The organism is Paenibacillus mangrovi (assembly GCF_022898935.1).
Lineage (GTDB): Bacteria > Bacillota > Bacilli > Paenibacillales > Paenibacillaceae > Paenibacillus_AQ > Paenibacillus_AQ mangrovi.
This window is the reverse complement of the sequence record NZ_JALIRP010000001.1, coordinates 421,372-434,616: the sequence shown is the minus strand read 5'-3', so window position 1 is coordinate 434,616 and position 13,245 is coordinate 421,372. Positions and strand designations below refer to the sequence as shown.

The window sequence follows — 13,245 nt, the reverse complement described above, 5'->3', positions numbered from 1 at the left end:
GCATATAACTCCCGATATCAATTAATGTATTCATTCGCAACAATAAGGTTTTCTGTTCTCTTCGATTCATCCTCCATTCCTGCGCGCGATGTATAAGGTTTAAATTTTAATACTGGCCGTTCAATAAACCTCCAGGATAATGCTGCTAGAACAAATGTAGATATAATTACAAGCACATGGATTAAAGTAGATGGCCACCCAGCAAGAGTTTTTGTAACGTTATAGTACATAAATAGATTAATGATAACCATATGCCAAATATAAACCCCGAAACTCAAATCACCAGTCTTTTTCACCATTTTATGTAAGATGGAAGGCCCGTTGTAACCAAACCAAATAACAGAATAGCTTAGGGGAATGATCCATAACAATTTTAAATATGGCCCTAATACATGATCTAATACAGTTAAATTACGAATGCCAAAGTATACTAGTATAGATAATAACGCCATGAACCCATTAGACTTCACTTTACTCCAACACTTTAACCAAAATATACCCATTGAAAAATAAATCATATAAGGAAGAAAGCTGTGAATATACAGGAAAGTTATCATATTGGATTCACCTAATGTTGTGTTCAATGCTTGAAGCAGTACAATCCCAAGGATTGAGATAGCAATTAGAAATATAAACATTTTTTTAAATCCAAACTTGCGTTCAATCATGAAAATAATCGGGACAAACAAATAAAATGAAAACTCCTGCGGTATTGTCCACAAGCTTCCATTGACTACACCCGTTCCAAAGGATTTAAAAATGTTGGGATATGCTATTGGTGTTAGTAAAAAATTCCCGGAAAACCAAGCTAAAAATTTTACTGTAATCAGTGTTTTCAATGATATAACTCCAATAATCAGAAGTACGATCGTCGTTATGATGGCATACGTATAAATGGCTGGAGCAACTCTCAAAAAACGATTTGTAACATAAAACTTTAAAGGTTTACTGTCTTTAACGTGGCGTTCATAAGAGTAATAGACTAACATACCACTCAATACAAAAAATAGAGGTACACCATCGTAGAACCATATGGAACCCCCTGGTTGCAGCCAAAGAAAATTAACACCCAAATGACCAACTGAGTGCTGAATAAGCACAGAAAATGCCGCAAATAGTCTCAAAAAATCAAAAACATTCGCTTTTTCAAGTTTGGCATTCAATGTTAATCCTCCTACATATTATTCTTAAGCTCTATTGTTGATCGATAAACTTGAAAATTGCATTGTAAAAGATCTTTTCTCATGAAAACGGTGTTAGCAATTAGACCATAGACAATCCAGTTGATAGGATTCGTAAAATAACCGCCTGCGATTTGATAACTAAATATGAAAATTAATAATGAATATTTTAAAATTCGCTCATCTATTCGAATTCGACGAATCATTTCAATATGAAACACAATTAAAAGTATGATCATAGCAATGCCACCCTCGGCAATTACATACATAAAAGAATTAGAAATAACCTCCACTAAACCATACCCGGCATATCCACCTTGAATGGCACTTGTATTTAAGTTGCCAAACCCAATCCCCAGAAAGTTCGTGTTCAAGAGCATTTGCTTCATAACTTCAAAACTCGTATTGAATCTGTACAATACTGAACCATCACGACCTGCAGCAATATCATTGATTCTTAGATAAAAACCGTTGCTGCTTGTAATAAATATAAAAATGGCGAACGAACATGTAATGAATAACGCAATAAACATGAGTACTCTTTCTACACTGATTTTCTCCCTTAAATAGCATAGATACATAACAACAAGTGCCAATGTAACGCCAAGAATCCCCCCCATCCCCGCTGTTAGTATAACTATGATTGCATTCGATATGACAAGCAATAAATTTAAACAATTTCTCTTGATATCTTTCTCTCGTAGCACATAATACATTAACAGGATGATGACAATACAAACGTGGAATGAAGCCTCACTCGGTTCAAAATACAATAATGAGAATCTTAGTGTTTGATAAATATTCACTTGGTCATCTAATCTCCAGAGCAGATCCGTCTTGTAGACTAAGCCCACCAGCAACAATACGAAATAACTGACGGATACCGTATCCAGAATTTTTTTTAAAGACAATTGAGGTAAGAATATCTCCCTTACTTGCAAGAACAAAAATACATTTACAAATATTTTAGCGATGTTAATGATAAGTCTCTGTATTTCGATGGAATCATTGAGAATTAATTGGAGCAGTGCGTATAGAATGATTAAATATACATATCCCATCGCTTTTAATGTTATTGTCTTACGTTGTAAAATATCTTTTCCAATTAATGCGATACTTAGAAAATAAAACAGATCCAAATTGGGTGAAATTGCCTGATGGAATACATATGTCAATGCAATGATTATTTCCATATTTGGGTATCCCTCAATTTTTGATTATCTTCGTCACGCCTTACTTGCCAATCTTACGATCAATAAAGTTCATGACTTGTTCAGCTTGTGATCTTCTTGAATAACTACTTCGATTTGTGTAATCATATTTACGCCGAAGCAAACTCATTAACCCATCAGCTATGTCTTCTTTATCATGTCTTGCACATTCGCCATATTTACCATGGACAAGGTCTACCAGCTCACGATCTTGTGTAACGGCAATAATCGGTTTACAAGCTCCAATATATTCGAAGGTTTTACCCGGAATGGCATAGTCACTGCCTTTGGTATGCGTTAAAATAACGGCAATATCCGCAGCTTTTAACAGTGCTAATGCCTTTTCATGCTCTACGCTGCCTATAATCTCAACTTTAACACCGGATCCTAAGAGTTCTACGTCACTAATATCATCAAAAGCCTGTTGGTCGAGTAAGCCAACAATATGCAATGTAATAGGGATACCCGTTCGTTCATTAAACAATAACAACCCTTCAATAAATGCTTTAATATTTCTTCCCTTATAAATCGAGCCCAAATGAACTAACGTCAAATGCTCTAACTCAGGTGTAAGGGATTTATAGGAACAGTCCAAGAAGTACTGCTCATCATACCCGTTTTTTATAAGCTGAATGTCAAGATCTTGATTCTGTTCTTGATAATATTGTTGAATGCCTTGAGAGACTGCGATAATGCCATCCGCAAGTTTCGTAATTCTATGTTCCGACCGTTTAAAAGTAAATCTGGGATTTCCCTCGCCAATATCGTGATTTATAATATCGCGGATTTCAATAATAGCCGGGAGGGTTGGAGTTTTATTCTTAAGGTATTCTAAAATGTACAGCCCATAAACATCTGGTACCGTTACAAATACGGCTGCTAGTTCTCTTTCATCTAATAAATCATCAAGTTGAGTGAATAACGTATGGTTCATTTTCATAAATTTATATTTACTATACTTATAGTTCCGCCACGCTGAGATCATCCATTTATGTCGGAGAAGCTGCTCACTATATCTCCGTAGGAATGTTTTTGTAGCCCGAGTATTTTCATCCATGGACTGCGTAAAAATGCTATCCGGTGTAGTGAATTTATAGTTAATTTGGGAGAAGTAACTAGATGATGAGCCATACTTCATATCATTGATCGTCACTAAGGTATATTTCTCTTGGAAATATTTCATTAAGCCGGCATATCTTACGGACGCTACCACAGGTTGGCCCTCGATGTAATCCGAAATGACGAGGACTGTCTTCATTTAAACTCCACCTTTTATGATCGAATACTCCCCCCTCATTACAGGCAGGTTCACGACGCCATCACTTACATCGATATATACCTGATTCGGGAGCGAAATTGTGAAACGCTTTAGTTCATTGAACTTCAATGAAATAACCTGATCTTCAAACTTTGCTTCGTGTTCTAAAGTAAACATATTGTCATGGACATACACAATGGATACATGTTCACGCAAATTAACATACTCAGCTAACTCCGACCCTGTGCAGTACCACACGTTCTTATCTTTCAAATAATCGAACATACCATTCAAGCTATCGCAATCATCAAATATGTTAGGACTCTGTCTCTTACCATCATCACGTGACGGAGCAATATGCTCCTGAATACTAATCACTAATCGATGATCAAGCAAATAGTCCAATTCACGTAACTTCCAGCGAATAAGCAGTTTCTTTAGAACACGCTTCGTGATTCCTTTTATGGATAAGTCCACTCGGTTTATACCATTGAGGAGCCCCCCATTCACTGTTGAAGGAATATCAATTACACCTGTGCTTCCGAAACGCTTCACATCATAATTGGTGATAGGATCGGAATCCTGTCCGCAGGACGGATGCTCTGAACCATCTGCTCGTCCGCGGTTCCAGTATCTGCACCACCATTCGAATCCTGCCTCGTCAATACTTGCATCCGAAAACTCGTTGCTGGTGTAACCGCAGTATTTTCCGCCCAGCGGCCTTGTTCCAACCGCATCCTCATAGATCGCAGCTCCTTCACTGATACGGATCAGCGCTTCATCCAGACTGCTAAAAGATGCCCATTCCTGAACAAAATCCTTAGCTTCCGCGCCTACAATTCCATGTGTTGTTCCGTGATAAGCAAGCTCATAGTTTGGATGCTGATGAACTGAGCGAAAAAAAGCTTTACTCTCCTCATCCGCATTGATCGGCTTCGCGGTCATCCTACAAACCGGATTTTGGATCATACCCACTCGTTCTCCAACAGGTACGAAGAAGGTGACCTTCACCTCGGGATAGGGTCCCAGAATCTTTTCCTGCAAAAAACGAAACGAGGATCGGTCTCCATCTCTGAAGAAGCCCCAATCCTCGCCTAAGTCCAAGGTTCCGTTATGATTGGTATCGACCCAGGTGTTTGCCAGATCGTCAATCATGAACAGAACAGGTGAATCCGCGTTGTTGTACCATTTACACCGTTCTATTAGCATCCGTAATTCTCCTTAATTCATATCTGTTCATTTACCCGGTGCTGCTCTTTTTCGAAAACAAAGATTTAATATTATCCTTGTTCATTTGCAGCAGTGTATATGCTCTTCGCAGTTTATTACCACGGTCTCTACTGACCAAGCGAATATGATAATGAAGCCGAACGGTATCTGACCAGATAAACTTATAATCCTGTGTGCCGGACATGAAGTCTATTTCCTTAATTCCTTGCTGTGTGTAATACTCCATCATTCGGTTGACTAGAATAAGACCCGCACCGTACTCAGCATATTGTTTCGAGAATGCCGCCAAATACAAATATAACTTGTCGTTGCAAATAAAGGTCATACAGGCCGAGGCCATGCTGCCATCAATCTCAAGGTATGAAAAATGGGTTTGATCCACCCGGTGGAATTTTGGAATGATATCCTTATAAAAGGACTCTGTTCCCTGATCCCCAAAAAGGCTGTGCTCCCATCTCAGCTTATGCAGCTCTGTAAATCTGTTCCAGATGCGGTCATCACATTGGACATGGATTTTTAACTCTGCCTCATGCTCTCTTCTCAGTTTGCGTTCTTTACGCTCTATAGCTTTAATTCTGCTGCCTGCCAGTTTATGTTGGTTATATAGTTCAAGATTAATATAAGGTGAGTAGGACCTCGGCCTTGCGTATACTTCAGACCATTCACCGAAGGCTTGCTGAATCAATCCGGTAGCCGGATGAAGGGAATGAATATTATATAGATTAATCCAGTCCCATTCCTTTTGATGTAGTCGCAATAAATCGGAAATCTCCTGTACAAGCCTGGAATAGTTATACTCTTTATGTAAGAAAAAGCTCCCTGATTCACCCGTTCCAGAAACAATGAACTGCAGAGACTTGACTGTAAACCATTTCATTTTTTGTTTTGCAATGCATAACGGTACAATAGCAATACACTGATCCTGGTTAGTAACGACGACAATAAACAGCTGATGATCCTTATTGAACATATGGTTCAAATAAGACTCTAGCCAGTCCCATGTATCATAAACTTCTGCGTTCTCCATATGTTGAATTAATTCCTTCCACGGTCGTTCCCACTGATGAAGTTCTTCCATATTTCGAATAACGGATGCTTTCATTTCCTCACTCCATGACATCGGCATTTTACAGTGCTTTTTTCAATTCCTTGATTGCCCGGAGAATTTCTCTGGATTGATTCAAGAACTGCAACAGTTTAAATTGCTGGCTAGACTCGTTCCACATCATCAATGAATAACTAACCGAAAACTGATTCGTCCATCTAAATTTCCAGGAATACGAGCCTGCGCCAAAATCGATCTGTTTAATGTTGCTGCTTTTGAATACATGTTCGATCATCTCCATCAAAAGTACATCAGATATGCCATGAAAATGCGAATATTTCGGAGAGTATCCAGTATTCCAGCCATACAACACATTCTGATACAGATAGCAGCACTTATACATAATAATCTCGCCGTCATCCGACTCCAGGTAGAAGAACATGACCCGGTCATTTCCTTTAAATAAGCGCTTTAAAAATTGTTCATTATTTGAATCTTCAAATAGACTCCCTCTGTCTGTTCTCCCCTTCACCTCTTGCAAATACTGCTTCTCTAATTGATGAATATAGGCTATTTTTTCGTAAATGTCTTCGCTTTGACTGCCGCTTACAACCCTGAACCTGTAACCTGTTTCGTTTTGCAGCTTAACGCGTTTTCGTCTCAGTTTAGTGTTAACCATCTCCTGTTCAAACTGGGCATAGGAGGTGTAATCGTCACTGTTAATCCGCGAGCAGGAGGTCAAATACTCCGTATACTTGCTATAGTGATCATTTCTCATCAAATACCGCAGCAGTTGGGTATCCATCTGAAGATGGGTCAATTCGATTTTGTCCCACTTGGCGGAATTCTCCTCAATCGTGTTGAATATTTCCCGAATGATCGAGGAGGCCTTAAACTTGCTCGAATCAATAATGAAGTTGAAGTAATCGCCCTTCCCGAGAAAGCAGAGCACATTGCTTTTGACTATTTTTTTGTCAATACAGCGGATCATCAGCGGTGCAATTGCTACCAAGACATTGTCGCGATAATGGCAAAGAATAAACAGCTTCTTGTTTTTATCATTTCCGAACGTCTGCCACCAGTAATAGTTAAACTCAAATGTACTGTAGTATGTGGCGTCCTGATCTTGTTCCATCAGTCTTTCCCAATCCTCCCGAAGGGCGAGAAACTCGTCCTCATCGGTAATTATTTTGGTTTCCATGAACCTTATTGAACTCCCTTCAAGCTTATCTTTTTGAATTTGCGGCTGATAGCAGGCAGTAGATTACCGAGCAATTCGTGACTGGAAATAAATCTAAAGAGCAGGCTGCATGCAATAAAAATAAAAACCAGAAGAATATTCAACAAAATTTCAAGCAGCAGCGTATGGAATATCGGTAGCAATGCAGCATGCAGAGCATAAACCGGCAGATACAGGATCAAATATTTATATGGAAAGAAAACACTCAAATTTAGCGGATAATATTTGGAACCATAGTGATAGAAAACGATATTCGTCACTGCATATGAGATCACAGTCGCCAAGGCCGATCCATAAATTCCAAGCCATGGGATCAGAACAATATTGCATACAACGTTAATGATGGCAGCAAGCAGAGAAATCAGATAATTGGTCCGCATTTGATTCGCGATATGCAAACCAAGCGAGTAAAATGCCACGCTTCCTGACAGGAAATAGGAAAAAGAAATCATCGGTATTAAGTACCCGGCAGTGCTGTATTCCTCCGTTGCCACCAGTCGAACCGCCACATCTGCAAACAGGGATAATCCCAGAACACATAACCAGCCGAAAAAATTGTAGAGCTTAAACATTTTTCGAATCTTTTCTGGTCCGTCCTCATCCTTATAAGCCTTGAACTTAAAAGCGGTAAATACAGACATAAAGGGTGATATGAAAACCGGACTGATCAGCATGCCGATTTTATATCCGATGGAATAGACCGCGACGGAGGACAAATTCAGATATCCTTTGATCAGAAAACGATCACTTAAACTTAGAACCCAAGCGGATATATCCCCAAGCAGCAGGCCAGTGCCATAACTCAGCATTTTGCGGAGCGGTTCCCGCTTCAGGATAAAACGATATGTTCTGAGATTCATAAGTAACAGCGTCGTGAACACAAGTACATTTGCAAGGAGCTGGGCTCTCAATATGCCGATGACACCCATTTGCAAATGGATAAAAAAGTACAGAGCAAGAACAAGAGTAGATACAATAATTGAGAACTGAATGCTGCTGGATTTCATAGCTTTAAACTGCATGGTATAGAAGCTGGAGTAGATCACATTAAAGCATGAAAACACCGAGATCATAACTACATAAGGAATAAACAGATTCGTATTCGTGCTGTGGTCGAACAACAGCGGCGAGATCCAGGGGCTGACAGCCCAAGCTCCCCCAATGCATAATACACCCCACAAGAAAGCAAACGTCAGTGCTGTATTCCGGAGCTCCTGCTTATCGGTAAACTCATTAAAAAATCGGATCATTCCGGAATGTACGCCCATTGTGATAATCAACGCAAGCAGCATCTGAACGCTGATGATAAGATCGTATTGTCCAAATTGTTCCTGAGATAAATTCCTTGTGTACAAGGGAATAAGCAGCAGATTGACAAGTTGTGTCAAGACAGAGAAGCACAGGTAAATCGCGCCGCTTGACAGCATCTTTTGATTATCGGTTTGCACGGGACATCACTTTGCCTTTCAAAGGCTTGGGATCTGAAATCCGGCGATACACCGCAATCAGATCGGCTGCATAATCTTCCGTTATCGCATCCGATACGGATTGCTTGCAGTTCTCGTAATCATGTATTACTTGCCGCACAACTCCCTTTAGATCCGTCAGATCGCGGGATTGAAACAGAATCGTACCTTCCGGTCTTCTGCATACATTACTTGCAACCGCCGGTACCTTGTAATGAAGCGACTCTGCAATCGACACCCCATAGCCATCCATACAGGTTGGGCGGATAAACAATCGGCTTTTTTTCAAGATCGGGTAAAGCTCGGTGTTGGCTGCTTCATAAAAATAAAAGCGTTCAGCGAGGCCGTAGTCCATAATCCTCTGCTTCATAGCCTCATAATATCTCCGCTCGTCAGCACTTTGATCTGCAGCACCAAGAAGCGCAAACAGCATGCGCACAGGAATAAGGTTTTCTGTTAGATCCTTCACAAGTTCAATCAGGAGATCGATGCCGTACAGATCATAATTTTGAAACAACCGGACAAAACCGTTAGCACTGATGACAAAGTCCGGATGATCCATAAACTGATGGACCTCCGCAGGAAGCGCCCTTTCATCTTCCATTCGTTCTACCGGATGAATATACGCTGGAATAGTGCTTACCTGATCAGAATTGAAGCCGAGATCAAGCAGCATTTTCGTCGTCCTTTCACTGACAGATACGATATGATCGATCCGCTTCAAGCTTGCCAAGAGCAGCTTCCTCTTCATAGGACCCGCTTGCTGAAGCTGCTGTGACAAACTTTCGCCGTGAATGGTCAGCATGATCTTTTTGCCCAGCAGTTTATAGAATCCCAGAAGCATTCGCAACCGTGGATCAATCGTGTGAAAATGAAAAAGATCCCCGCGAATAAAGGGAATCTTGAATAACAATTTTTTATAGCTGCCAATGGCAATAATATGCTGCTGTGCGTCCGCTCGGTTTGATTCATTGTATATGGTGCAATCCATATGATGTTCTCTCAGCACAGCAGAGAGCCTCTGAATATGAACCGAGATACCCCCGATTGGAGGAGGAACCGGACCTATCATAATTATTTTCATACAATAACCGGATCCTTTCCGACCCTGACCTCCACATTCTTAAACTTACCAGTTTCAGTTCTGGTGATATGAGGCACGATCGAAACCTTGAAATTCATCTCGATGGTAAACAAGTTTGTCAGCTTTTCCACCACCAATTTGATTTCTTCCTGCACAACCTCATCCGGCAGGCTGGATTCAACTACAATCTCAATCAGATCATAACGGTGCTGGATCAGCTTACAAGCGCTGAAGGTCTTGGTTCCTCTTAACGCAATAGCGACCAGTGGTGAAGGAAGCATATCTCCATTCGGCTTGTACATGATTTCACCCATGCGGCCATCAATGGAACGAATCACCGGAAACAAATATTCCATACCTTGCAACGGTTCCTGATTAAAAGGCGATGCAGCATCAGTTAATTCATAACGGATCAGTGGCATCACATCGTTTAGAAAGGAGGTTCCAATGATCGCACTGGTCTTTTGGTTTTGCTCCACGTAGCTGTATAAAGGCAGAAAATAATATGCGCGGGACTCATCAATCCATCCGCCTAAAGCCACTTTTTCCGTCTGGCCGTAGTGAGCAAACAATTTCGACTTGGAAAATACGCTGCTGATCAGATGCACCTGATAATCATGAACCATCTCGCAAGCGAGCAAAATGGCATTGGGCTGATATAACGTCGTCAGCTGTTGATCCACCAGGAATTTGGTGAACAGCGCAAGGCCGGATGGAAAGCCATACAGGTATTCATATCCGGACGCCAAAATAGCATCCATGATCTCCCTGATATTATGTTCCGTGATGGCTGTCGTATTTATTTTTAAAACTCTGGAGTACCTGTCCAGTATGTACAATTTGCCGCTCGGCAGCGCTCCGCGGAATTCCACTCGCCCGTCTCCCGGCTTATATCCAACATTAGCCCATTGGAAGCAGATTGCAGCCCACTCCCGCTGTTCCACAGTTCGGTTCGTATATAAGGTGAGTGCTGTACCCGTCGTTCCGCTGGTCCCTATTTGTTTCAGTTTATCCGGTGAATATTTGGAGACCACCATCTCCCTTCCGTGCATCCTAACATCCTCTTTATGGATTACCGGAATACGCTCCACATCGCTGAAGTCCTTTAGCATGCGCGGGTGGAAGCCGTGTTTGTCATACAGCTGTTTGTAAAATAAAGTTTGATCATAAGCCAGCGAGACGATATCTTTCATGGATTGAAGCTGGGCCTGACTAATTTGTTCGTAGCTCATATTCTTCATCTGCTCGAACTTGTTCAGCCACTGATGAAATTCTCTGCCGACATTGACGTAGCGGAACGGGAAATACGATAAAATCTGTTTGGCAGCCACTTTGGTGAAACTCATAGGTTCATCATTCCTTTAGATAATGATCGTTCAACTTCGAGGGCAATCTCCGTCGCCTGAACCTGCTGCCATAACGGAATCGGCCAATCGTTGTGTCCCTGAACCGCTTCGGCAAACCGTTCGAGCGTCTCCCGCTGTCCTTTGCTGCTAATTTTCGTTTCCATACCTTTCGCTTTACTGCCTGCGATGGATAATTTACGGTAGTCATCCAGAAAAATATTTTTTCCATCCACATAAATATCCATCTGTTCCTTGGGATAATCTTTCGAGCCCAGAGCAGTATAGGTTACCGAAGCAACGGAACCGTCAGCAAACTCCATCGTTGCCACAAAGTTATCCGTATGCGAATAAAACTTCGTTGCCGGTTGGAGATGGGAGACGCGAATCCGCTGCACCCTGCTGCCTGTCAGATAGGTGAATAAATCATAAATATGGCAGCATTCCCCGAGATTGCGTCCTCCCCCTTCTTCAGTCTGGGTCCAGTGATCCAGCGGAAGATAACCGGCATTCATGCGGTAATTCAAAATCATAGGATTAGTACGCTGCTCAACGAGCTCCTTGATCTTCACCGCGTAGGGTGAAAATCTCCGGTTGAAGCCGGTAATCAATACCGGGGAGGCATTCCCTTCCGGAATCTCCTCATAGAACTGCTGAATATCCTCGAGCTGATCACGGGTAAGAGCCAGCGGCTTCTCGACATATACATGCTTGCCGGCCCGCAGTGCATCCAGAATAATCGGAGCGTGTGTATCATGCCGGGTGGCAATCAGAACCGCATCGATTTCGGGGTCCTGCAGAAGCAGCGGATAGCTTGTCGCCGCATATACGGCCCCAAACTGTTTGGCCGTCTCGGCGGCATTGTAGCCAGTTTGGCTCATGACCGCCTGCAGTTCATAGGTTCCGGATAAAGCTTTGATATTCGGGAGATGCATATTTTTGGCGAATTCACCGGCTCCAATCAATCCGATACGTATCTTTTGTCCACTTCTCTGGAAATGCTGCGGCCGGAGATTAACGGTAACCCGATGTGCGGATCCGGAGGTTTCGGCCTTTTTCGGATAAGATAGCAGAACCATCATCGGCTTTGCCGCAGCATGCTGAATATATTCATACGCTTCAGGTGCTTCTTCAATCGGAAATACTCGTGAAATCATCGGTCCAAGCTGAATTTTCCCTTCCGCAGTCAGCTTCAAGTACTCCCTCATATTCCGGTTTTCCGTCCAGCGCACATATCCAAGTGGATAATCCTGCCCCTTCTCTTCATAATTCCGGTCGTATCTTCCAGGTCCATAGGAGGTAGAGATATAAAAGTCGAGCTCTTTTTCATAGATGTCAGCGCGGTTGATCTCAAGCCCCACATCTCCGACGACCACGACGCGGCCTTTCTTCCTTGTCATCCGGAACGCATCGGACAGGATCACACTCGACTTGGTCGCTGCCGTAATAATAACACCGTCTGCACCCACGCCGTCCGTGAGCCGGAGAGCGGCTTCAACACCATTATCCTCCCTTGGCTGTATGGCCAGATCCATCCCCATCTCCTTCGCCATGGTGATCCTGCTGTCATCCAAGTCGGTACCAATAACCCGGCAGCCATTTGCCTTCAGCAGCTGCACGGTCAACTGCCCTAGGATGCCGAGTCCGATCACCACAAATGTCTCCCCGAGCGTGGGAGCAGCGCGGCGGAGACCTTGCATGGCAATCGCTCCGAGCGTTACCGTGCTGGCTTCCGCCAAGCCCAAGCCTTCAGGCACTGGTGTGACCAAATTCCGGGGAACCCGGATGATGTCTGCGTGATGGGCAAACTGCGCTCCCGCGCAGGCTACACGTTCCCCTGCTTTCAGGTCTGTGATGCCCTCCCCTACTTCGATGACCGTTCCCGCTGCAGAATAACCCGAAGGCTGTCCCGCGCTCGTTTTCACTTTGAGCATATTTCGCGTGTGAGACAAGCCCTGTGTAGCGACAATTCTCATCAGCTTCCTAACTTTGTCCGGCTGCTGAACCGCCCGCTTCCACAGTGGAACACCGCTTGTTCGTAGACCACTGATTTCGGTTCCGATGGAAATGCATGAATGATCAACCTGTACAAGTACGGTTCCCTTTTGAATCTCAGGTGCCGGAATTTGTTCAACGACAGCAGTTCCTTGTCTAATAATGACTTGATTCATGACTTAGCTCCCCCGT

General features: G+C 42.7%; 10 protein-coding genes. All 10 read right to left on the bottom strand.

All coding sequences use genetic code 11. From position 1 onward, the window contains the following. Nucleotides 1-17 precede the first annotated feature (17 nt). Genes MUG84_RS01855 through MUG84_RS01810 form a run of 10 tightly spaced genes read right to left on the bottom strand, consistent with a single transcriptional unit; the run spans nucleotide 18 to nucleotide 13,229 of the window. Nucleotides 18-1,163, bottom strand: coding sequence for an acyltransferase family protein (locus MUG84_RS01855; RefSeq protein ID WP_244718677.1), 1,146 nt, complete (start codon nucleotides 1,161-1,163; stop codon nucleotides 18-20). Between the two features lie 11 nt (nucleotides 1,164-1,174). Then, a complete protein-coding gene (locus tag MUG84_RS01850) occupies nucleotides 1,175-2,374 on the bottom strand; it encodes a hypothetical protein (protein ID WP_244718674.1) in 1,200 nt (399 codons plus the stop codon). A gap of 40 nt (nucleotides 2,375-2,414) precedes the next feature. Continuing rightward, entirely contained in the window at nucleotides 2,415-3,650 is a 1,236-nt protein-coding gene (locus MUG84_RS01845) for a glycosyltransferase (RefSeq protein WP_244718671.1), read from the bottom strand. Next, nucleotides 3,651-4,859 (bottom strand): polysaccharide deacetylase family protein, encoded by a 1,209-nt coding sequence (locus tag MUG84_RS01840; protein ID WP_244718668.1) that lies wholly within the window; start codon nucleotides 4,857-4,859, stop codon nucleotides 3,651-3,653. It abuts the gene before it with no gap. Between the two features lie 31 nt (nucleotides 4,860-4,890). Then, complete coding sequence (locus tag MUG84_RS01835) at nucleotides 4,891-5,982, bottom strand: GNAT family N-acetyltransferase (protein ID WP_244718664.1); 1,092 nt, start codon at nucleotides 5,980-5,982, stop codon at nucleotides 4,891-4,893. Between the two features lie 25 nt (nucleotides 5,983-6,007). Further along, entirely contained in the window at nucleotides 6,008-7,126 is a 1,119-nt protein-coding gene (locus MUG84_RS01830; RefSeq protein WP_244718661.1) for a GNAT family N-acetyltransferase, read from the bottom strand. A gap of 5 nt (nucleotides 7,127-7,131) precedes the next feature. Continuing rightward, nucleotides 7,132-8,613 carry a lipopolysaccharide biosynthesis protein gene (locus tag MUG84_RS01825; RefSeq protein ID WP_244718657.1) on the bottom strand — a complete coding sequence of 494 codons (1,482 nt, stop codon included), beginning with the start codon at nucleotides 8,611-8,613 and terminating at the stop codon, nucleotides 7,132-7,134. After that, a complete protein-coding gene (locus tag MUG84_RS01820; protein ID WP_280521159.1) occupies nucleotides 8,600-9,703 on the bottom strand; it encodes a glycosyltransferase family 4 protein in 1,104 nt (367 codons plus the stop codon). The genes MUG84_RS01825 and MUG84_RS01820 overlap by 14 nt, the downstream gene beginning before the upstream one ends. An 8-nt stretch (nucleotides 9,704-9,711) precedes the next feature. Beyond that, the gene (locus MUG84_RS01815) at nucleotides 9,712-11,061 is read right to left on the bottom strand and encodes a phenylacetate--CoA ligase family protein (protein ID WP_244718632.1); all 1,350 of its coding nucleotides are present in this window, start codon (nucleotides 11,059-11,061) and stop codon (nucleotides 9,712-9,714) included. Next, nucleotides 11,058-13,229 carry a bi-domain-containing oxidoreductase gene (locus MUG84_RS01810; protein ID WP_244718629.1) on the bottom strand — a complete coding sequence of 724 codons (2,172 nt, stop codon included), beginning with the start codon at nucleotides 13,227-13,229 and terminating at the stop codon, nucleotides 11,058-11,060. Before MUG84_RS01810 ends, MUG84_RS01815 begins: the two co-directional genes overlap by 4 nt. Nucleotides 13,230-13,245: the final 16 nt, after the last annotated feature.

What these genes read in the sequence shown, in the direction of transcription:
- MUG84_RS01835 (WP_244718664.1), bottom strand. Translation starts at nt 5,982, where the DNA reads ATGAAAGCATCCGTTATTCGAAATATGGAAGAACTTCATCAGTGGGAA.
- MUG84_RS01845 (WP_244718671.1), bottom strand. Translation starts at nt 3,650, where the DNA reads ATGAAGACAGTCCTCGTCATTTCGGATTACATCGAGGGCCAACCTGTG.
- MUG84_RS01840 (WP_244718668.1), bottom strand. Translation starts at nt 4,859, where the DNA reads ATGCTAATAGAACGGTGTAAATGGTACAACAACGCGGATTCACCTGTT.
- MUG84_RS01815 (WP_244718632.1), bottom strand. Translation starts at nt 11,061, where the DNA reads ATGAGTTTCACCAAAGTGGCTGCCAAACAGATTTTATCGTATTTCCCG.
- MUG84_RS01850 (WP_244718674.1), bottom strand. Translation starts at nt 2,374, where the DNA reads ATGGAAATAATCATTGCATTGACATATGTATTCCATCAGGCAATTTCA.
- MUG84_RS01810 (WP_244718629.1), bottom strand. Translation starts at nt 13,229, where the DNA reads ATGAATCAAGTCATTATTAGACAAGGAACTGCTGTCGTTGAACAAATT.
- MUG84_RS01820 (WP_280521159.1), bottom strand. Translation starts at nt 9,703, where the DNA reads ATGATAGGTCCGGTTCCTCCTCCAATCGGGGGTATCTCGGTTCATATT.
- MUG84_RS01830 (WP_244718661.1), bottom strand. Translation starts at nt 7,126, where the DNA reads ATGGAAACCAAAATAATTACCGATGAGGACGAGTTTCTCGCCCTTCGG.